Origin of the sequence: Microbacterium sp. NPDC008134, assembly GCF_042957055.1 — a bacterium.
Classification (GTDB): Bacteria; Actinomycetota; Actinomycetes; order Actinomycetales; family Microbacteriaceae; genus Microbacterium.
Genome location: NZ_JBIBHO010000001.1, coordinates 2,171,123 through 2,189,748, shown reverse-complemented (window position 1 = coordinate 2,189,748; position 18,626 = coordinate 2,171,123). Strand labels below are relative to the sequence as shown.

19 protein-coding genes, 1 tRNA gene and 1 pseudogene are annotated in these 18,626 nt (G+C 69.6%); 11 read left to right on the top strand and 10 right to left on the bottom strand.

Annotation, left to right across the window (positions count from 1 at the left end; all coding sequences use genetic code 11):
• The 5 genes and pseudogenes from ACFY9N_RS10450 to ACFY9N_RS10430 all read right to left on the bottom strand — a co-directional run.
• A pseudogene (locus ACFY9N_RS10450) lies at window positions 1-401 on the bottom strand (HNH endonuclease); the annotation flags it as partial.
• Between the two features lie 41 nt (window positions 402-442).
• On the bottom strand, window positions 443-829 hold the full coding sequence (locus ACFY9N_RS10445; protein WP_391478424.1) for an RNA-binding S4 domain-containing protein: 387 nt from the start codon (window positions 827-829) through the stop codon (window positions 443-445).
• Window positions 826-1,497 (bottom strand): lysoplasmalogenase family protein, encoded by a 672-nt coding sequence (locus ACFY9N_RS10440; protein WP_391478423.1) that lies wholly within the window; start codon window positions 1,495-1,497, stop codon window positions 826-828. The genes ACFY9N_RS10445 and ACFY9N_RS10440 overlap by 4 nt, the downstream gene beginning before the upstream one ends.
• A gap of 37 nt (window positions 1,498-1,534) precedes the next feature.
• Window positions 1,535-1,990 carry a hypothetical protein gene (locus ACFY9N_RS10435; RefSeq protein ID WP_391478422.1) on the bottom strand — a complete coding sequence of 152 codons (456 nt, stop codon included), beginning with the start codon at window positions 1,988-1,990 and terminating at the stop codon, window positions 1,535-1,537.
• Between the two features lie 36 nt (window positions 1,991-2,026).
• Window positions 2,027-2,611, bottom strand: a complete 585-nt coding sequence (locus tag ACFY9N_RS10430; RefSeq protein ID WP_391478421.1) for a GNAT family N-acetyltransferase — start codon at window positions 2,609-2,611, stop codon at window positions 2,027-2,029.
• A 109-nt stretch (window positions 2,612-2,720) separates the two neighbouring features.
• On the opposite strand from ACFY9N_RS10430, the gene ACFY9N_RS10425 reads away from it, so the two are divergent.
• The 3 genes from ACFY9N_RS10425 (at window position 2,721) to ACFY9N_RS10415 (ending at window position 5,298) form a co-directional block, all read left to right on the top strand.
• Window positions 2,721-2,797, top strand: a tRNA-Pro gene (locus ACFY9N_RS10425).
• Window positions 2,798-2,926: 129 nt separating this feature from the next.
• Entirely contained in the window at window positions 2,927-4,636 is a 1,710-nt protein-coding gene (locus ACFY9N_RS10420) for a long-chain-fatty-acid--CoA ligase (RefSeq protein ID WP_391478420.1), read from the top strand.
• A 272-nt stretch (window positions 4,637-4,908) separates the two neighbouring features.
• A complete protein-coding gene (locus ACFY9N_RS10415) occupies window positions 4,909-5,298 on the top strand; it encodes a hypothetical protein (protein ID WP_391478419.1) in 390 nt (129 codons plus the stop codon).
• Window positions 5,299-5,325: 27 nt separating this feature from the next.
• On the opposite strand, the gene ACFY9N_RS10410 is transcribed toward ACFY9N_RS10415, so the two are convergent.
• The 3 genes from ACFY9N_RS10410 to ACFY9N_RS10400 are packed head-to-tail and all read right to left on the bottom strand — an operon-like array spanning window position 5,326 to window position 11,074.
• Entirely contained in the window at window positions 5,326-8,775 is a 3,450-nt protein-coding gene (locus ACFY9N_RS10410) for an error-prone DNA polymerase (protein WP_391478483.1), read from the bottom strand.
• On the bottom strand, window positions 8,775-10,313 hold the full coding sequence (locus ACFY9N_RS10405; RefSeq protein WP_391478418.1) for a DNA polymerase Y family protein: 1,539 nt from the start codon (window positions 10,311-10,313) through the stop codon (window positions 8,775-8,777). The genes ACFY9N_RS10410 and ACFY9N_RS10405 overlap by 1 nt, the downstream gene beginning before the upstream one ends.
• Window positions 10,310-11,074 carry a hypothetical protein gene (locus ACFY9N_RS10400; RefSeq protein WP_391478417.1) on the bottom strand — a complete coding sequence of 255 codons (765 nt, stop codon included), beginning with the start codon at window positions 11,072-11,074 and terminating at the stop codon, window positions 10,310-10,312. Before ACFY9N_RS10400 ends, ACFY9N_RS10405 begins: the two co-directional genes overlap by 4 nt.
• A gap of 156 nt (window positions 11,075-11,230) precedes the next feature.
• Here ACFY9N_RS10400 and ACFY9N_RS10395 point away from each other — a divergent pair, with 156 nt between their 5' ends.
• The 5 genes from ACFY9N_RS10395 (at window position 11,231) to ACFY9N_RS10375 (ending at window position 14,517) form a co-directional block, all read left to right on the top strand.
• Window positions 11,231-11,701 (top strand): prepilin peptidase, encoded by a 471-nt coding sequence (locus tag ACFY9N_RS10395; RefSeq protein WP_391478416.1) that lies wholly within the window; start codon window positions 11,231-11,233, stop codon window positions 11,699-11,701.
• 56 nt (window positions 11,702-11,757) lie between these two features.
• Entirely contained in the window at window positions 11,758-11,970 is a 213-nt protein-coding gene (locus ACFY9N_RS10390; protein ID WP_247622058.1) for a response regulator, read from the top strand.
• The gene (locus ACFY9N_RS10385) at window positions 11,963-12,577 is read left to right on the top strand and encodes a CYTH domain-containing protein (RefSeq protein WP_391478415.1); all 615 of its coding nucleotides are present in this window, start codon (window positions 11,963-11,965) and stop codon (window positions 12,575-12,577) included. Before ACFY9N_RS10390 ends, ACFY9N_RS10385 begins: the two co-directional genes overlap by 8 nt.
• Window positions 12,578-12,647: 70 nt before the next feature.
• Window positions 12,648-13,811, top strand: coding sequence for a type III polyketide synthase (locus ACFY9N_RS10380; RefSeq protein WP_391478414.1), 1,164 nt, complete (start codon window positions 12,648-12,650; stop codon window positions 13,809-13,811).
• On the top strand, window positions 13,801-14,517 hold the full coding sequence (locus tag ACFY9N_RS10375; protein ID WP_391478413.1) for a methyltransferase domain-containing protein: 717 nt from the start codon (window positions 13,801-13,803) through the stop codon (window positions 14,515-14,517). The genes ACFY9N_RS10380 and ACFY9N_RS10375 overlap by 11 nt, the downstream gene beginning before the upstream one ends.
• Before the next feature lie 89 nt (window positions 14,518-14,606).
• Here the strand turns inward: ACFY9N_RS10375 and lpdA are convergent, their stop codons facing one another.
• Both lpdA and ACFY9N_RS10365 read right to left on the bottom strand, forming a co-directional pair.
• A complete protein-coding gene (gene lpdA, locus ACFY9N_RS10370; protein WP_391478412.1) occupies window positions 14,607-16,004 on the bottom strand; it encodes a dihydrolipoyl dehydrogenase in 1,398 nt (465 codons plus the stop codon).
• 9 nt (window positions 16,005-16,013) lie between these two features.
• Complete coding sequence (locus ACFY9N_RS10365; RefSeq protein WP_391478411.1) at window positions 16,014-16,673, bottom strand: copper resistance protein CopC; 660 nt, start codon at window positions 16,671-16,673, stop codon at window positions 16,014-16,016.
• A gap of 112 nt (window positions 16,674-16,785) precedes the next feature.
• Here ACFY9N_RS10365 and ACFY9N_RS10360 point away from each other — a divergent pair, with 112 nt between their 5' ends.
• The 3 genes from ACFY9N_RS10360 to ACFY9N_RS10350 all read left to right on the top strand — a co-directional run bounded on the left by ACFY9N_RS10360 (window position 16,786) and on the right by ACFY9N_RS10350 (window position 18,596).
• Entirely contained in the window at window positions 16,786-17,271 is a 486-nt protein-coding gene (locus ACFY9N_RS10360; protein ID WP_391478410.1) for an FHA domain-containing protein, read from the top strand.
• Window positions 17,271-17,951: a MerR family transcriptional regulator gene (locus ACFY9N_RS10355; protein ID WP_391478409.1), complete on the top strand. Its 681-nt coding sequence runs from the start codon at window positions 17,271-17,273 to the stop codon at window positions 17,949-17,951. Before ACFY9N_RS10360 ends, ACFY9N_RS10355 begins: the two co-directional genes overlap by 1 nt.
• Before the next feature lie 99 nt (window positions 17,952-18,050).
• The gene (locus ACFY9N_RS10350) at window positions 18,051-18,596 is read left to right on the top strand and encodes a MerR family transcriptional regulator (protein WP_247622066.1); all 546 of its coding nucleotides are present in this window, start codon (window positions 18,051-18,053) and stop codon (window positions 18,594-18,596) included.
• Window positions 18,597-18,626: the final 30 nt, after the last annotated feature.

The following is an 18,626-nucleotide window of genomic DNA, read 5'->3' as shown; positions in this document are numbered from 1 at the left end:
CCCAGCACCGCGGCATCCGCCCGCCCGTTCCGGACCGCTTCGCGCACCACGGACGCCGCCCGCACCACCTCCCGCACGTGCGCGGCGCTCACCCGACCCTCCGTGAACGCCCCGGTGAGGGTGGGCATGGCCTGCAAGGCCAACGCGTCCGCGAACGCGAACTCCACCGCGCCCCGCGACAGGTTCCCCGCCGCCGAGTACTCCGCGATCATCGACCGGTAGATCGCATCCCGATGAAACGGTTCCTCCGCGACCTCCGCATCATGCTCACCGATCCGCTCACCCAACAACGCCGCGGCCTGCGCCTCCAACACCGCGATCCGCCGCCGCACATCCACCCACTCATCGAGCAGACGGCCACGCTCGACGAGATCGAGAGGGACGGAAGCGGGTGCGGACATGACCCCAGTATAGAACATATGTTCGAAACTGGGTAGGGGATTCAGCGGAAGAAATCGTCCGATCCGCGCTCGGACCGTGCGTGCAGTCGATCGATCTCTCGACGTTCCCGCTTGGTGGGGCGCCCGGCGCCGCGGTCTCGCAGGGCGAGTGCCGCCTGCGGTTCGCGTTCGGGAGTGTGGTCGTCGTAGGCGACGGCGGCGAGGGGTGCACCGACGCGCTTGACGAGGAGCTGTCTCACGAAGAGGATCCGGTCGAAGCCGGAGACGCGGATGCGTACCTCGTCACCGATCTTGAGCGCCTGCGCGGCCTTGACCTTGTCGCCGTTGACGCGGATGTGGCCGGCGCGGCAGGCGGTCGTCGCGGCGGATCGTGTCTTGTAGACGCGGACGGCCCAGAGCCAACTGTCGACGCGTGCGGTGGTGCTCATGATGTGCTCCTGCGGGTGAGGGCGGCGATCGCGCCGGCGACGAGAAGGCCCTGTCCGAGCGTGTAGGTGAGCATCACGGCGGGGCTGCCCCACGGCGAGACCAGCTCGGGGAGGAAGAGTCGGAATGCCAGGATCGTGTCGCTCAGGAGGAAGAACGCGCCGCCGATGGCGATGATCGTGGTGCTGCGGGCCGAGGTGGCCGCTGTGCCGGCGAGTACGAGGCCGTAGACGGCGAGTGCGAGAAGCAGCCCGTCGGTGTGCGGTCCGAGCGTGACGAGCATCACGATCCACCAGGCTGCGTAGAGCAGGGCCCACCACGGCATCCGCCGTCGGCTCAGGTGTCGGATGAAGAGGACGATGTAGGCCACGTGCGCGAGGCCGAAGAAACCCAGCATCAGCGGCAACTCGGGAAGCGAAGGGAAGAATGCGCCCGTGCTGTCGCCCAGCCAGGAGAAGAGGAGGGCTGCTCCGATGAGCGCGATGGCGGCGGGAGACGCGAGGCGTCGTGCGCTCACGATGACGGGTACGGCGAGCAGTGGCATCAACAGGATCTTCGTCGGGCCGGCTGCGGGACTGTCGACGGCGAGCAGGACGACGTGCGCGATCGACACGACGACGTAGGGCGCGAACGACCACGCCAGCGCGCGAGGAAGGGGGTGGCGCAACATGTCCTGACCGTCGGAGCGTGACCCGCCGCGCGACGCGTCAGGACTCGACGGTGACGTTCGTGATGGTGTCGTCATCGGCGAGATGGGCGGCCGGCCAGTACCCCTCGGGGAAGTGCGTGCCGCAGGTGTCGGTGAGGTGGAGCACGATGGTGCCGTCGGAGGCGGCCTCGATCGCCTCCAGCGCCAGGTCGGATGCCGCGTCGTCGAGTTCATGCTGCTCGGGCTCGTCCTGGCTGAACGAGGTGACGACGGCGTCGGATGCTCGGCGCTGGATCGCGTCGAGATCGGAGATGACGGCGCGAAGCCGGGGGAGTCGTGCGCGCGACTCCTCGACGGACGCACCCTCGAGCATGAGCTCGATCGTCGAGTCGCGATGAGTGAGCGACCCGCCGTACCAGTCGTGGGTGAGCACCGATCCGTCGCTGAGCTCGGTCGTCGCGCGGGTGAATACTCCGAGGTCGGCGTCGTCGATGGTCGGATGCTCGTCGCTCATGTCTCCACGCTAGCGGTCGGTGTGTCGTTCACGCGGTCATCCGGCGAGGTCGAGGGCCACGAGCGGGCGCCCGGGCTTCAGCTCACCGCGCTGGTCGAAGCCTTCGGCGAGAAAGGTGGTGAGCATGCCGTGGAAGAGCTCGTTCGCGTGTTGCTTCGTGCCGCCCGTGTCGACGGGATAGCCCTCGACGAGCCGGGCGCCCGACGAGCGCGCGAAGTCGACCGCGGCGCGCAAGAGTGCGGCGTTGAGGCCCTGCCCTCGGTACTCGCGGCGCACGACGAAGCAGGTCACGGCCCAGACCGCCTCGTCATCGAAGGGTTCGCCGGTGGCCGCGGCGATCGCGCGGGTGTGCTCGAGGCGGCGCTGCACGGTGCGCGGACCGATGCGGATCCACCCGGCGGCCTTACCGTCGACGTAGGCGATCAGGCCAGGCGGCGGCCCCGCGTCGATCTCGTCGTGGAACATCTGTGTGCGTTCCGGCGTGGAGCTTGCCTGCCAGTCCTTGTTGCGGAGCATCGGCCAGATGCACTGGCAACTGGCGCCATCGCCACCGCCGGTCAAAGCGTGCTGCACTTCGTCCCACCGAGGGGCAGTCGCGAGCTCGGTCAAGATCGTGGTCATGCGCGGCACGTTACGCCCGGCATCCGACACTCGCAAAGCCGCGGTGGTTCGCGGAGGCCTCGGCGTCAGGCTAAGATGGATGAGTTGCCTGCGCGAGAGTGCAGAACAACGGGCTGTGGCGCAGCTTGGTAGCGCACTTGACTGGGGGTCAAGGGGTCGCAGGTTCAAATCCTGTCAGCCCGACCACATGAGAAGGATCGATCCGATACGGATCGGTCCTTCTTGCTTTTCGGTCGCACCCGCACACCCACTCAGCATCCCCATTCCTCCCGCTCCTAGACTGACTCCGACGGCGCCCGTGACGAGGAGGATCCCATGGACCACGCATCACTTTCCGACGCCAAGCCGTGGCTGAATGCCTACGCCGACGGCGTCCCGCACGAGATTGATGAGGTGACCCAGACCCTCCCCGAGATGCTCCGCCAGAGCTCCAAGACGCACGCCAAGCGCACGGCGCTAGAGTTCTTCGGTAGTCGCACGAGCTACGCCGATCTCGATGAACGGGTGCGGCGAGCAGCTGCGGGCCTGAAGCGCCTCGGCGCCCGAAAAGGCGACCGGGTCGCCCTCGTCCTCCCGAACTGCCCCCAGCATGTCGTCGCGTTCTACGCGGCGCTGTGTCTCGGCGCGATCGTCGTCGAGCATAACCCGCTCTACACGCCGCGCGAACTGCGTCACCAGTTCGAGGACCACGGCGCGACGTTCGCGATCGTGTGGAACAAGGTGGCCGCCACCGTCGCAGCGTTCCCGTCCGACGTGCGCCCGGCGCATATCCTCACGGTCGACCTGACGCAGGCGATGCCGGCGGCGCAGCGCCTCGCCCTGCGCCTGCCGATCCGGCGGGCACGCGACGCTCGCACGGCTCTCACCGCGAAGGCGCCGCGCGGCCACGGCATCCGCGCGTGGGAGAGCGTCGAGCGCGCCAGGCCCCTGCCGCGACGAGCGCCGGGCCCTGACCTCGACGACGTCGCTCTGCTCCAGTACACGAGCGGAACCACGGGCGAACCCAAGGGGGCGATGCTCACGCACCGCAACCTCCGCGCGAATGCGATGCAGGGTCGTGCCTGGCTCCCCGGCCTCCGCGAGGGCGAGGAGACGGTCTACGGCGTGCTCCCGCTGTTCCACGCCTACGGGATGACGCTCTGCCTGACCTTCGCGATGGGCATCGGCGCGAAGCTCGTGCTGTTCCCGACGTTCGATGTCGGTCTCGTCTCGAAGGCCGTTCGCAAGAGTCCGCCCACGTTCCTCCCCGCTGTCCCTCCCATCTATGACCGCCTGACGCGCGCGGCATCCCGCGATGGCCTCGATCTCTCGACGGTGCGCTTCGCCATCTCGGGTGCGATGAGCCTGCCCGTGGCGACCGTCGCGCGCTGGGAGGAGGTCACCGGCGGTCTCCTCGTCGAAGGCTATGGGATGACCGAGACCTCGCCCGTCGCCCTCGGCAACCCCGTCGGCCCGACGCGACGCCCCGGAACCGTGGGCATCCCGTTCCCGAGCACCACGATCCGGGTGGTCGATCCCGACGATCCGCAGGTCGAGGTCGAGCCGGGTGATCCGGGCGAGCTGCTCATCCAGGGGCCGCAGGTGTTCTCCGGCTACTGGGGGCGCCCGGAGGAGACGGCCGAGGCCCTGCTGCCGGGCGGCTGGGTGCGTACCGGCGACATCGTGACCGTGTCGGAGGACGGTTTCGTGACGGTCGTCGATCGTCGCAAGGAGCTCATCATCACGGGTGGCTTCAACGTCTCGCCCAGTGAGGTGGAGGAGGCGCTGCGCTCGCATCCGGACGTGGAGGACGCCGCGGTGGTCGCGCTGCCGCGCGGTGACGGTGCCGAGATGGTCGCGGCTGCGGTCGTGCTGCGCCCCGCGGCGGCGATCGAGATGGAGGCGCTCCGCGATTACTGCCGGACTCACCTCGCTGCCTACAAGGTTCCGCGTCGGATCGTGCCGATGGACGATCTGCCCCGGTCGCTGATCGGGAAGGTCCTTCGCAAGGACGTCCGTCAGCGGATGCTCCAGGAGGAGAGCTAGAGCTGCGGGGGATGAGCCCTCTCGAGTCGTCTGCCCCACACAGGTCTTCTCGAGAGGGCTTCACCGTCCTACCCGGACGGTGGGGAGGCGGCGAATGAAAATCGCTGCTCTCTCGGGCTGATTCCCCAGTCCTCAGCCCCTGTAGCCCCCGCTACGCATATCAGAATATCTCCAAACTATCTTGTCCGCCATTTGGGGGACAAACTTTTTTGAAAGTCGCGATATTCCGCTGTCTCCTACCGCCTCGATCGGATGCTTCCTAAGGTGGAGCCATGGACAGATCGATCGTGTTTCCGGGGCAGGTCGCCATCGCGCAGGGCCATCGCGTCGAGGTCACCGAACAGCTCGATCCGCTCAGCGGCGAGACGCTCGCGATCGCCGTCCGTGATCTCGAGACCAACATCCGCTACCGGCTTCTCGAGGAGGCCGTCGGCCTCGACGAGCTGCGCTGGTTGGGTCGGGTGCTGGATTGCGCGGTGAGCGTGTCGTCGACGGGATCGCGCACCGAGCTGCGCCTCGACGTCCGGGGGCCGGGTCCGGTCGGCGCGAAGGTCGCCCTGCGCGATGCGGATGCCGCGGCCGACGCGGCAAAGGCCGAGGCCGACCGCTGGGGCGGTTCCGATCGCCCGCCGCCGGGCGAGGAGGCCGAGCGCTTCTGGTGAGTCTCGCGCCCACCACCCTGGCTCTGCTCATCGGAAGTCCCGCGAGCGGTGGGAGAGGCCGGTGCGCAGATCGTCGAAGGCATCCGCGAGGATGTTGATCACGCCCTCTTCCGACCGTTCGAGGATGCCGCGGATGATCAGCGCGGGGGAGTCCCGCGCAACCCGGCGATAGCGGTTCCAGACGCCCGCCGAGCAGATGATGTTGACGAGCCCCGTCTCGTCCTCCAGGTTCACGAAGGTGACACCGGCCGCAGTCGCCGGGCGTTGGCGATGCGTCACGAGACCGGCGACCTCAACGCGCCGGCCCGTCTCGTGGGTGCGCAGATCAGCGGAAGTGAGCACCCCGCGCTCGCCCAGCGCCGCACGGAAGTGCAGCATCGGATGATCGTCGGTCGAGACCCCGGTCGCCCACAGGTCGGCGGAGAGGCGTTCGTAGCTGCTCTGATCGGCGAACAGGGGCGGCTGCACGGACACGGTCGTGCCCGGCAGGAATCGCGATCGGTCGTCCGCCGCCGCCCCCGCGAGCCAGATGGCCTCACGGCGCTCGAGCCCGAGGCACGCGAAAGCCCCGGCGGTCGCGAGCGCCTCGAGTTGCGCGGCCGTGGCATCCGTGCGCCGTACGAGATCGTTCAGGTCGCGATACGGGCCGTGCGCCTCGCGCTCCGCCACGATCCGCTCGGCCATCGGCACGCCGATCCCTCGTACCCCGCTGAGCCCCATCCGCACGGCGTAACCGCCATCGCGCCGGTGGGCCTCGGCGTCGTCCGGGGCGTTCCGGTCGAAGCGCAGGGTCGGCGGCTGGGGCACGCCTCGACAGGAGTCTCGCCCCGTCGGCATCCGCCCTTCCGATCCGGTGAGCGGCTCCAGCGTCTCGGTCGCGCCAGAGACCTGCAGATCGGGGCGCCGCACCTCCACGCCGTGCCGTCGGGCATCCGCCGTCAGCGTGGCCGCGGAGTAGAACCCCATGGGCTGGGAGCGCAGGAGCCCGGCGAGGAAGGCCGCGGGGTAGTGCAGCTTCAGCCAGGAGCTCGCGTACACCAGGAGGGCGAACGACAGCGAGTGCGACTCCGCGAAACCGAAGTTCGCGAACGCCTGGATCTGCGCGTAGATGCGATCGGATGCCGCCTCGTCGAGTCCGCGTCGTGCCATGCCCGCGTAGAGCTTCTCGCGCACCTTCTCGATCTTCTCGAGACCGCGCTTGGAGCCCATCGCCCGGCGCAGCAGATCGGCTTCGTCGGCGGTGCAGTCGCCGACCGCGGTCGCCATCTGGATCAACTGCTCCTGGAAGATCGGAATGCCCAGAGTGCGCTTCAGGATCGGCTCGAGATCCGCGTGCGGATAGGGGATCGGGAAGACGACGGGTTCCTCGCCGCGACGAGCGCGCTCCCGGTTCTCCTCGTCGACCCTGTCCTTCGCCATCTTGCGCTGCACGAACGGATGCACCGCCCCACCCTGGATGGGGCCGGGACGGATGAGGGCGATCTGGATCGCGAGATCGTAGAAGCTCCGCGGTTGCAGCCGGGGGAGCAGCCCGATCTGCGCCCGAGATTCCACCTGGAAGACGCCGATGGAGTCGGCGCGGCAGAGCATGTCGTACACCCCCGGCTCCTCTTTGGGGATGCTCTCGAGCGTCCAGCGCTCACCCGTGGCCTCGTGGATCAGGTCGAAGCAGTGCTGCAGGGCCGCCAGCATCCCGAGGCCCAGCAGATCGAACTTGACCAGGCCCATGAACGCCGCGTCGTCCTTGTCCCACTGGATGACGGTCCTGTCCTCCATGCGCGCGTGCTCCACCGGCACGACCTCACCGACCGGACGTGCCGTGAGCACCATGCCGCCCGAATGGATGCCGAGATGGCGCGGAGCCTTCATAAGCTCCCCGGCATAGGCGAGCACGTTCGCCGGGATGTCGTGCCCCTCGGCCGGTTCCAGACCGGCGCCCCAGCCGTCGACCTGGCGTGACCACGAGTCCTGCTGCCCCGGAGAGTGCCCGAGCGCCCGGGCCATGTCGCGTACCGCGTTCTTCGGGCGGTACTGGATCACGTTCGCAACCTGCGCGGCGCGCTCCCGACCGTATTCGGCGTACACCCACTGGATGATCTCCTCCCGCCGCCGTGAGTCGAAGTCGACGTCGATGTCGGGCTCCTCCTGGCGGGTGGTCGCGAGGAACCTCTCGAAGGGCAGCCCGTAGAGGATGGGGTCGACGGCGGTGATCCCCAGCAGATAGCAGACCGCGCTCGCCGCGGCCGACCCGCGCCCCTGGCACAGGATGCCGCGGCGACGGGCTTCGGCGACGATGCCGTGCACGATCAGGAAGTAGCCGGGGAAGTCCTTCTCCTCGATCACGTTCAGCTCGCGTTCGATCCGACTCCGCCCGGCGTCGTCGATGCGCGGATACTTCGTCGGCACGGCCTCCCAGACGAGTCGCCGCAGCCAGCTCATCGGGGTGTGGCCCTCCGGGACCTTCTGCCGCGGGAGGGCGGGGCGGGCGAGGCGCAGGGGGAAAGCGGATGCCGCGGCCAGCTCGAGCCCCGAGGAGATGGCTCCGGGATAGCGCCGGAAGCGTGCGGTCATCTCGGCGCCGCTGCGCAGATGCGCACCCCCGTGCGCGGGCAGCCAGCCGTCGAGCTCGTCCATGCTGCGCACCGCCCGCACCGCGGCGACGGCCTCCGCGAGGGGCGCCTGCCGCGGGGTGGCGTAGTGCACGTTGTTCGTCGCGACGACGGGGAGGTGCATCCGTCCCGCCAGCTCGGCGAGGATGTCGTTGCGGCGGGTGTCGAGGGGGTCCCCGTGGTCGAAGAGCTCGACGGCGACGTGCTCTGCGCCGAAGAGGTCGATGAGGTGCTGCAGCGGCTCGCGGGCGTCTCCGCACTCGAGCCCCCGGCGCACCGCTCCCTTGCGGCATCCGGTGAAGACGGTCCAGTGGCCTCCCGCGCTCGCCGCGAGTTCGTCGATGTCGTAGACGGGGCGCCCCTTCTCGCCGCCCCGCAGTTGCGCGGCGGTGATCGCCCCGGAGAGCCGGTGGTAGCCCTCCATCCCGCGGGCGAGGACGAGGAGGTGCTCACCCGCCGGGTCGGCGGTGCCGCGCTGCGGGGCCGGGAGGTCGAGCGAGAGCTCGGCCCCGAACACCGTCTGCAAGCGGACGTCCATGAGCTCGGCGACCTCGGCGAAGCGCGCGGCGCCGTAGAACCCGTCGTGGTCGGTGAGGGCCAGGGCGCTGAGTCCGAGACGCTCGGCCTCGATCAGGAGCGCCTCGGGGGAGGAGGCGCCGTCGAGGAACGAGTACGAGGAGTGGGTGTGCAGCTCGGCATAGGGCACCGCATCGTCTGGGCGGGGGACGGGCGACGGCGGGATGCTCTTGCGCCGCCTGCTCACCGGGCCGGGATCGGCGCGTGCTCCGGACGGCTCGGCGCTGGGCGGTTCTCCGCTGAGCGTGCGTGCCAGCTCGCCCCACTTCAGCGGTGGGTTGTGGAAGCCCATCAGCGGTACCGCCCCTCGGCCCACCAGCGCCCACCCGCGCAGAACACCAGCCACGCGCGATCCTGATCGTCGACGACCTGGAATCGGTGTCCGCGCTTGCCTCCGCTCAAGGCCCACCGGCGCTCGTGCACGGGCCAGGGCCCGGCCCAGGCGTGCACGGCGGTGCCGTCGATGAACGCGGGGTCGGCGGAGAGCGCCCCGCGGTCATCGATGCTGAGCACGGCTCCGTCCGCTCCGGTGACCCCGAGGGGGCGCGGCGGGCGGAAGACCTCGGCGGGGAGGGGCTCTGGAAGGCTCCCGGGCCAGGGGGAGGCGGGGTCGCGCGGAGGGACCGCGCGCTCTCCCCACGGAGTGAGCACCTGGCGGTCGGCGAGCCACCGTCCGCCGGAGAGCGCGGCGGTGACCACGCCCTCGTGCCCCAGCATGGTCTGGACGCGCGACACCGCGTGGTGCAGGCGCTCGTCCGTACCCGAGCCGAAGAGTCCCGGCTGGTGATGGGCGGCGTCGTCGACCGCCACCGGCGCGATCCGCACCGCGACGATCCCGCCGAACGCCCGTGCCTCGTCGACCGGATCCTTCGCGGACTGCGCCGCCAGCGCCTCGAGCTGCCAGCGCACCCGGTCGACCAGGTCGGAGGCGTCGAAGCACGAGGGATGCAGCCACGGGCGAGAGAAGACCTGCCCGTTGTCATCGGTCAGATCAACGCGCACCTCGGTGCAGACGACGGATGCTTCGCCCAGCGCGAGCATCACCGCATCGGCGGTCTGCCGCACCGCGAAGGCGACCTGATCCGCGCCGCCGAGCGGAGTCTCGAACTCCACGCTCCGCACCAGCTCGGGGTCGGGAGGGCGAGGAGCGAGGCGCTGCGAATCCGCGCCGGCGGCCAGTGCACGGAGCCGGGAACCGCGCTCGCCGAAGCGGTCGCGCACATCGACGGGGCTGAGGGCGGCGAACTCCCCGAGCGTGCGCACGCCGAGGCGGAGGAGCAGGCCGGTGATCTGCTCGTCGCGCAGCACCTGCACGGGGAACGGGGCGAGGAACTCCCGCGCCTCACCCGGGGGCACGACGGTGCAGCGCTGCGGTCCCCGAGCGGCGATCTCGGCGGTGAACGGGCCGTCGCCGACCCCGATGCGCACCTCGGGGAAGCCCGCCTCCGAGAGCACGGTCAGAAGCCACGCCGCGGCCTCCGCCTCTCCGCCGTGATAGCGGGAGATCCCGCGGGCGCGGAGCACCGCGAGACCAGGGCGCAGTAGGGTGACGCCGGGAGCGTGCTCCTCGATGAGGTGCAGTACGGGGAGGAAGGCGCGCTCGTCACGATCGGGATCGTGGGGGAGTACACGCAGGGAGGAGAGCCGTCCCTGCGCCTCGCGGCGACGCTGCCCCACGCGCACCCCGTGCTCACGGGCGGAGGCGGTGCAGGCGACCACGGTGTTCGCGTGCAGGAGGGCCGTGGGCGGGTGCGGCAGCGCATCGCCCAGTGCGGCGCGCAGCGGCCAGTCGGGGAACCACAGCACCAGGACGCGGAGCGGCTCGGTCATCCCGCCTCCGCCCAACGGAGGAGCTCGGGCGCAGGCTCGGGACTCTGCGTGCGCGCGGGCAGCGAGGGCAGCGCGGCGAGTTCGGTCGTCACGGATTCGAGCGCCCCGTCTCGACCGGGCAGACGCACGCGGATGCTGGAGGAGAGCGGGCGGCGGCGGGTCTGCGCGGTCACGGTCACCGTGCGGTCGGAGAGCAGTCCCCATCCGGCGCCGAGGCCGTTCCACTGCGGGTCGTGCACGCGGATGGATCCCTCGCTCTGCGGCCAGACCCCGGTGACGAGCAGGGTGGAGCCGCGATCGCGCAGTCGGGCGCTCAGCCGGGAGACATCCGCGTCGCGCAGCCGTGTTCCGGGGTGCACGGCGATCAACGGCACGACCTCGGCGAGAGCGGAAGTCGCGGCGAACCAGCGATCACCGGGGTCGGGCACCAGGATCAGCCGGCTGAGATCGATGCCGAAACCCGCCGCCGCTTCGACGCCGAGCGTCGGCATCCCGACGACCGCGCACCAGTGCCCCTTCTGGGAGGCCGCGCTCAGCAGGGCGAGCACGAGGCTCGGGGAGGGGGAGAGTGTGTAGGCCGTGCCGGCCAGGAGGCCGTCGTCGGGCAGGATGGACGAGAGGGCGGGGTCGAGGGGCAGTACCGCCTGCTCGCTGCGGCGGCGCTGCATCCGACTGATCTCGCGGCGCAGGCGAAGCACCTCTCCCGCACGCGCATCGCTGTTCGGAGAGAGCGCGGTCACCGCATCGAGCCCGATCCCCATGTTCTCCATCCTCGAACGAATATTCGAATATATCAAGTGATGGTGCCGAGCCTAATTCGTACATGGGACATTGCGCGTCCGGGGCTCGGGATGCCGGTCGGCACGGTTATCCACAGCGGTCCGCGAGAGGAGGCGGGAATCTCCTAGCCTTCCGGGATGGATACGCGCTTCGCCCTCGTCGGGCTCGTCCATCTGCTGCTGCTCGGCATCGGCGGGTGGCTGCTCGTCATCGACGCGCGCACCCACCGTCTTCCCGATCGCATCGTGCTCCCCACCCTCGCGGGACTCCTCCTGCTCGCCCTCGTCGACGCGCTCGCGACCGGGGACAGGGCGCCGTCGATCCGCGCACTCCTCGGGATGATCGTGCTCGGCGGTTTCTACGCGCTGTTGCGCCTCCTCAGCCGCTCCGGGATGGGAGGGGGAGACGTGAAGCTCGCGGCGGTGATCGGCGTGGTGCTCGCGTGGCACGGGTGGACCGCGCTCGCCGTGGGTGCGGCATCCGCCTTCGTCCTCGGCGCGCTGTACGCGCTGGGACTGATGGCGCTCCGCCGGGCCGACCGCACCACGCGCATCGCCTTCGGGCCGTGGATGATCATCGGTGCGGTCCTCGGCGTCCTCGCCGTCTGAGCCGTGTCCCGTCGGTTCTCCGCCCGGAGGTCGGAGCGCGGAGATAGGGTGAGGGCATGGCACTCGCACGACTTCACGGCGGCCCGCTGGACGGGCAGATCATCCCCCTCGGCGACGCGGACGACAAGCTGATCGTCCCCTACAGCGAGACGCAGGTGGTGTACAACCGCCGCGGCGAGCCGCAGAACACCGGCTCCGACGACGGCCCCACCGAGATCGACTACTGGTACGACGAGTCCCTCGAGGACCTCACGTCCAACGATGACTGAGCCGTCGCGCACCGTCGAGGTCGAGCGCAAGTTCGACGTCGACGATGCGACGCCGCTTCCTCGGTGGGATGCGATCCCCGGAGTCGACTCCGTGACGGACGGCGAGTCCCGCGACCTCGACGCCCAGTACTTCGACACGGCCGACGGGGCGCTGTCGCGCTCGGGGGTCGCCCTGCGTCGACGCACCGGCGGCCCCGATGCGGGCTGGCACGTCAAGGGTCCGCGCGAGGGCGACGGTCGGCTCGAACTCGGATGGCCGCTCGACGACGGCGAGGGAATTCCGGATGCCGTCGCCGCTACGGTCGCCCGATGGACGACCGACCCGTTGACGCCTCTGGCGCGCATCCGCAACGATCGCACCGCCTACCTCCTCACCGGTCCCGATGGCGTGATCGCCGAGTTCGTCGACGACCGGGTGCGTGCCACTGACCTCCGCCAGGGCGTCGAGCGTGCGTGGCGGGAGTGGGAGATGGAGCTGGGACCGGCTGCGCCTGCGGATGCCGACGGACGTGAGAGATTCTTCTCCGCGGTCGAGGCCGCCGTGAACGCGGCGGGAGGGCGCGACGCATCCTCCGGGTCGAAGCTCGCCCGCGCGCTCGGTTTCTGAGCCTTCGCAGAGGTCTCGACACGGCACAACCCCCTTCCCTCGGGAATCGGCCGCGTGCTTGAGTGGCACCATGAGCCGTCCCGCCGTCCTGCGCTCGCTGCAGACGATCGTTCCCGACACCGTCATCGCACAGGACGCGGTGCGAGACGTCTTCGCGCAGCAACCCGGTCTCGGGCGTCTCGCGCAGCGAATCGTCACAGCATCCTTCGACGGTTCGGGCATCGATACCCGGCACACCGTGATCGAGGAGTTCTCGCCGCTGCACGAGACCGAAGAGCCGGTGTTCTTCGCCCCGTCGACGCGTCGGTTGCTCGCGCCGGGAACTCGGGCGCGCAACGACATCTACGTGCGCGAGTCGACGAGATTGTTCGTGGAGGTCGCGCAGCGCGCGATCGAGGAGGATCCCGATCTCCAGGCCTCCGATGTGACCCATGTGATCACCGTCTCGTGCACGGGCTTCCATGCCCCCGGGCCCGAGTACGAGATCGTGCGCGCCCTGGGGCTGCCCGACAGTGTGCAACGCTTCCACTTCGGATTCATGGGCTGCTACGCGGTCATGCCCGCCCTGCGCGCGGCGAGCCAGTTCTGCGCGGCCGATCCGGATGCCGTCGTCCTCGTCGTGAGCGTCGAGCTCTGCACTCTGCATCTGCGGTCGTCCGACGACCCCGACACGATTGTCGCCACCTCGCTGTTCGCCGACGGCGGCGCGGCCGGCATCGTCACGGCGCGCCAGCTGCCCTCCGAGGTGCCGGCGCTGATCCTCGACCGGTTCCACACCGCCATCGCTCCCGAGGGGGAGAAGGACATGGCGTGGACGATCGGTGACGAGGGCTTCGAGATGATCCTTTCGACGGCGGTTCCGCAGATCATCGGCGAGACGATCCTCGGCGCTCTCCGCCCGCTGTACGTCGGAGAGCACGACATGTCGATCGCCTTCGAGGAGGGCACGATCGGCGAGCGGGTCGCGCACTGGGCGATCCATCCCGGGGGCCGCAGCATCCTCGATCGGATCCAGGAGCGTCTTCGTCTGAGCGACGCGCAGCTGCATCCGGCGCGCACGGTGCTGCGTGAGAACGGCAACATGTCGAGCGCCACGATCCTCTTCGTCCTCCAGCGCATCCTCGAGGAGGGGGCACAGCGCGGGGATCGCGTGGCGGCGATGGCCTTCGGCCCGGGTCTCACCGCGGAGAGCGCGCTGATGACGGTCGAGATGCCGCGCGGCCATGTCTCCTGACCTGCGTCAGAGGGCGCTCGATCTCCCCGAGCTCATGGATGATCCCGCGGCCGACCTGCGGATGCTCGAGCGCACCTACCGGCGGTTCGCGGCCGTCAACGCGGTGGTGTCGCGGCCGGGCTCTCTCTATCGACGCCACGTCCGACCGCGTGCGCGGCGCGGAGACGTGCGCATCCTCGACATCGGCGCGGGTGGGGGAGACCTCTGCCGGTATGTGGCCGCGCGCCTGCGTCGCGATGGGCTGTCGGGTCGGGTCACGGCGCTCGACCCCGACGATCGGGCGATCGCATGGGCGCGCGCCCATGATGGCGGTGCCGGTGTCGACTACCGGTGCGCGGACAGCGAGGCGCTGGCGACGGCGGGTGAACGATTCGACGTCGTGGTCTCGAACCATCTCCTCCACCACCTCGACCCGGCAGGGCTCGCGGCTCTCCTCCGTGACAGCGAGAAGCTGGTGGCGGCGGGCGGTGTCGTCGCGCATCAGGACATCGCGCGCGGACGCGTCGCCTATGCGCTCTACGCCATGGGCACGGCGCCGCTCGCGACCACACTCCTCGCGGACTCGTTCATCCGGACCGACGGCCTGCGCAGCATCCGACGCTCCTACACCGCCGCCGAACTCCGCGGGGTCGCACCTGCGGGGTGGCGGGTGCGGTCGGCGCTGCCCGCTCGGCTCGAACTGCGGTGGGAGCATCCGCTCGGGTGAACGCGCCGACGGTCGCGAGACGCACGAAGGCCCGGTCGCGCGAGCGCGGACCGGGCCTTCGTGGCGATGCCTCGGAGAGGCGGGCGTGATCAGAAGTTGATCATGTGCCCCGCGAGGCCGTGGAAGCCCTCCTGCAGGGCCTCCGACAGCGTCGGGTGCGTGTGCACGTTGCGCGCCAGCTCCAGAGCGGTGAGGTCCCACTTCTGGGCCAGCGTCAGCTCGGGCAGCAGCTCCGAGACGTCGGGGCCGATCATGTGCGCGCCGATGAGTTCGAGGTGCTCGGCGTCGGCGATCATCTTCACGAAGCCGACGGGCTCGCCGAGGCCGTGCGCCTTGCCGTTGGCCATGAACGGGAAGCTGACGACCTTGATGTCGCGCCCCTCGTCCTTCGCCTGCTGCTCGGTGAGACCGAACGAGGCGACCTGCGGCGAGCAGAACGTCGCGCGCGGCATCATGCGGTAGTCGCCGAGGGTCATGGTCTCGGCCTTTCCGATGGTCTCCGCGGCGACCACACCCTGCGCCTCGGCCACGTGGGCGAGCTGCAGCTTGGCGGTCACGTCGCCGATGGCGTAGATGCCCTCGACGTTGGTGCGCATGTGGTCGTCGATCGCGATCGCGCCGCGCTCGGTGAGCTCGACGCCCGTCTTCTCCAGGCCGAAGCCCTCGACGCGCGGCGCGAAGCCGATCGACATGAGGACCTTCGACGCCTCGATCGAACCGGCCTGCCCGTCCTTGCCCGTGTAGGTGACCGTGACGGACGAGCCGTTGTCGACGACCGTCTCGACCTTGGTCGAGGTGAGGATGTCGACGCCGTAGTTCTTGTATTGCTTCGCGATCTCCTTCGACACGTCGGCGTCCTCGTTGGGGAGGGCGCGGTCGAGGAACTCGATGATCGTGACCTTCACGCCGTAGTTCGTCATGACGTAGGCGAACTCCATGCCGATCGCGCCGGCGCCGACGATGACGATCGACTCGGGCAGCTCGCGGCTCATGATCTGCTCTTCGTACGTGACGACGTTCTCGCTGAGGGTGACCCCGGGGAGCAGTCGCACCGTGGAACCGGTGGCGATGATGACGTTGTCGAAGGTGACCTCTTCGGTCGTGCCGTCGGACTTGGCCACTGAGATGGCCTTCGGGCCGGTGAAGGTGCCGCGGCCGTCGTATTCGGTGACCTTGTTCTTCTTCATCAGGAAGTGGATGCCTTTGACGCGGCCATCGGCCACGACGCGGCTGCGGTCGAACGCCTTGCCGTAGTCGAGCGTGAAGTCGCCCGAGATGCCGAAGAAGTCGGCCTTGTGCTTCAGCGTGTGGGCGATCTCCGCGTTCTTCAGGAGGGCCTTGGAGGGGATGCAGCCGACGTTGAGGCAGACACCACCCCAGTACTTCTCCTCGATGATGGCGGTGGACAGGCCGAGCTGCGCGCTGCGAACCGCAGCGACGTATCCACCAGGACCTGCACCGAGGATGACGACGTCGTAATGAGGCATGCGTTAAGCCTATCGCGCCGCAGGGCCGTCGGAATCGGCTGCGGAGGCGCCGCGACGGCGGCGGGAGAGGATGACGGCGAGCGTGATGCCGGCGGCGATCACGAGGATGCCGAGGATCGCGAGGATCCAGATCCAGGCGGTCGACGGGCTCGCGTCGGCTTCGCCACCGGTCGGGGTCGGCGTCGCGGAGGGGGCGGCCGACGCGAGCGGGGCGGATGCCGTCTCGGTCGCGGTCGGGGTCGGCTCGGAGGAGGGTTCGGCGGCGACGGTGCTGTTCGTGACCGTGAAGAAGTACTCGCCCGATGTCGGGTGCCCGTCGCTCGAGACGACCTTCCACACCACGTGGTAGGCGCCGGCCTCCGCTTCGGCGACCAGAGGCTGAATGACCGTCGGGCCCTCGGTGATCGCCGCGCCGTCCGTGACCGGGGTGCCCGCGGCATCCGTGACCTGGACCTCGGTCGCGCCTTCGCCCGTGATGAGGTCGGCGCTGAAGGTGAGGGTGATCTCTGCGGGCAGGACGTCGACCGTCGAGTCCGCCTCGGGCGAGGACGAGGTGAGAGCATCGTGGGCCGACGCGGACAGCGGCGCGAACAGCACGAGGAAGGCGGCGAGAAGGGCCGCGGCGAGAGCGAGGGGCGCGGTCGAGCGCCGGAGGATCGAGGTCTTCACCCCACCACCCTAGGAATATCCGGTGTGCGATGCCTGAATGTGTGGATCGACTGTGGATGCGGCTCCCGCGAGGGGCTCGGCATCCGATAGTCTGGACGACCAGGAGGGCGAAGTGACAGACAACGACAGCCGACCGGCCGCAGACGCGGCGATCCACCGATCCGGCGAGCAGAAGCACGACGTGACGCAGACGTTCGGACACGACTCCGACCTGTCGTTCGTGCCCTTCGGCGTGGAACTAACCGAGGTCGAGCAGTCGGCGATCGCCGCACTCCCCTCGGGTTCGGCGCTGCTGCTCGTGCGCTCCGGCGCGCTGGCGGGTGCGCGGTACCTCCTCGACACCGATGTGACCACGATCGGGCGTCACCCCGAGGCCGACATCTTCTTCGACGACGTCACGGTCTCGCGGCGGCACGCCGAGGTCACACGCAACGGTGCGGCGTTCGAGATCATCGACCAGCGTTCGCTGAACGGCACCTACGTCAACGGCGAGCGGTTCGACCGCAGCCCCCTGGTCGACGGAGCAGAGGTGCGCGTCGGCAAGTTCCGACTGAACTTCTTCGCCTCGCCGATCGACCGCGCAGCGGCCAACGCCTGATGGCGGCTTCTCCGGCCCGCGAACGATCTGCGTCCGCGGGTCTTCTGAGCATCGGTCAGGTGCTCGCACGGCTGACACCGGACTTCCCGGATCTCACCTCCAGCAAGCTGCGATTCCTCGAGGTGCAGGGGATCGTCACCCCCTCGCGCACCGAGTCGGGATACCGCAAGTTCTCGCCGGCCGACATCGAACGCCTGCGTCTCGGGCTCACCCTTCAGCGCGACCACTACCTTCCGCTGAGCGTGATCCGCGAGCAGCTCGACGAGGTCGGCGCGGAGCCCACCGCCCTCACGCCCCCGCCGTCGATCACCCCCACGCCGCGCCGCTACCGCCGCACCGAACTCCTCTCCGCCGCGGGCGCGGGTCCTCAGCTGCTGAACGACGCCATCAGCACCGGCGTCATCACGGCACAGGAGACGTATCCCGAGGCCACGGTGATACTGCTGCGCGGACTGGTCGCTCTCGACCGTCACGGCATCGAGCCGCGTCACCTGCGGGCACTGCGTCAGGGAGCGGATCGGGAGGTCGCCCTCATCGAGTCCGCGCTGTCGGCCTTGCTGCGACGCACCGATGCCGCCTCGCGCGCCAAGGCGAGTGAACTGGCGCCGGAACTGGCGTCGAAGATCGACGAGGTCCGGGGGCTGTTCGTGAAGGAAGCGCTGGCGCGTATTCTTTCGTAACGAACTGATTGCGACACACCTTCGCGGTGTCGCGGATGTCGTTGCCGCCCCGGGGGTGCTGCTCTAGCGTGGAGGTAACCGTTCCAGGGAGGATTTGAAATGAATGCGGATGAGCTCACAGGCGACCCGCGGTTCGTGCCCGAACTCCTCTTCACCGACGGTCTCCCGGCGATGGACGACGAGGTCGGATACCGTGGTGCGGTCGCCGCTCGTGCCGCCGGCATCACCTACCGCCAGCTCGACTACTGGGCGCGCACGGAGCTGGTCGTCCCGACCGTCCGCGGTGCCAGCGGGTCCGGCTCGCAGCGTCTCTACGGTTTCCGCGACATCCTGGTCCTCAAGCTCGTGAAGAGCCTGCTCGACACCGGCATCTCGCTCCAGCAGATCCGCACCGCGGTCGAAGAACTGCGCCGCGCCGGCATCCGCGACCTCGCCGGCACCACCCTGATGAGCGACGGTGCCTCCGTCTACCTCTGCACCTCGAACGACGAGGTCATCGACCTCGTGAGCCGCGGCCAGGGCGTGTTCGGCATCGCTGTGGGCAAGGTGCTCCGCGAGGTCGAGTCGACGCTGGTCGAGTTCGATCCCACGGCTCCGGATCCCGTCGACGAGCTGGCCAGCCGCCGATCGAAGCGCTCCGCCTGACTCACCCCCCTCCCGGACACAAGAACGGCC

Excerpts from the sequence above, each read along its gene's own strand:
- ACFY9N_RS10445 (WP_391478424.1), bottom strand. The coding sequence starts at position 829 with ATGAGCACCACCGCACGCGTCGACAGTTGGCTCTGGGCCGTCCGCGTC.
- ACFY9N_RS10440 (WP_391478423.1), bottom strand. The coding sequence starts at position 1,497 with ATGTTGCGCCACCCCCTTCCTCGCGCGCTGGCGTGGTCGTTCGCGCCC.
- ACFY9N_RS10435 (WP_391478422.1), bottom strand. The coding sequence starts at position 1,990 with ATGAGCGACGAGCATCCGACCATCGACGACGCCGACCTCGGAGTATTC.
- ACFY9N_RS10430 (WP_391478421.1), bottom strand. The coding sequence starts at position 2,611 with ATGACCACGATCTTGACCGAGCTCGCGACTGCCCCTCGGTGGGACGAA.
- ACFY9N_RS10420 (WP_391478420.1), top strand. The coding sequence starts at position 2,927 with ATGGACCACGCATCACTTTCCGACGCCAAGCCGTGGCTGAATGCCTAC.
- ACFY9N_RS10415 (WP_391478419.1), top strand. The coding sequence starts at position 4,909 with ATGGACAGATCGATCGTGTTTCCGGGGCAGGTCGCCATCGCGCAGGGC.
- ACFY9N_RS10410 (WP_391478483.1), bottom strand. The coding sequence starts at position 8,775 with ATGGGCTTCCACAACCCACCGCTGAAGTGGGGCGAGCTGGCACGCACG.
- ACFY9N_RS10405 (WP_391478418.1), bottom strand. The coding sequence starts at position 10,313 with ATGACCGAGCCGCTCCGCGTCCTGGTGCTGTGGTTCCCCGACTGGCCG.
- ACFY9N_RS10400 (WP_391478417.1), bottom strand. The coding sequence starts at position 11,074 with ATGGGGATCGGGCTCGATGCGGTGACCGCGCTCTCTCCGAACAGCGAT.
- ACFY9N_RS10395 (WP_391478416.1), top strand. The coding sequence starts at position 11,231 with ATGGATACGCGCTTCGCCCTCGTCGGGCTCGTCCATCTGCTGCTGCTC.
- ACFY9N_RS10390 (WP_247622058.1), top strand. The coding sequence starts at position 11,758 with ATGGCACTCGCACGACTTCACGGCGGCCCGCTGGACGGGCAGATCATC.
- ACFY9N_RS10385 (WP_391478415.1), top strand. The coding sequence starts at position 11,963 with ATGACTGAGCCGTCGCGCACCGTCGAGGTCGAGCGCAAGTTCGACGTC.
- ACFY9N_RS10380 (WP_391478414.1), top strand. The coding sequence starts at position 12,648 with ATGAGCCGTCCCGCCGTCCTGCGCTCGCTGCAGACGATCGTTCCCGAC.
- ACFY9N_RS10375 (WP_391478413.1), top strand. The coding sequence starts at position 13,801 with ATGTCTCCTGACCTGCGTCAGAGGGCGCTCGATCTCCCCGAGCTCATG.
- lpdA (WP_391478412.1), bottom strand. The coding sequence starts at position 16,004 with ATGCCTCATTACGACGTCGTCATCCTCGGTGCAGGTCCTGGTGGATAC.
- ACFY9N_RS10355 (WP_391478409.1), top strand. The coding sequence starts at position 17,271 with ATGGCGGCTTCTCCGGCCCGCGAACGATCTGCGTCCGCGGGTCTTCTG.
- ACFY9N_RS10350 (WP_247622066.1), top strand. The coding sequence starts at position 18,051 with ATGAATGCGGATGAGCTCACAGGCGACCCGCGGTTCGTGCCCGAACTC.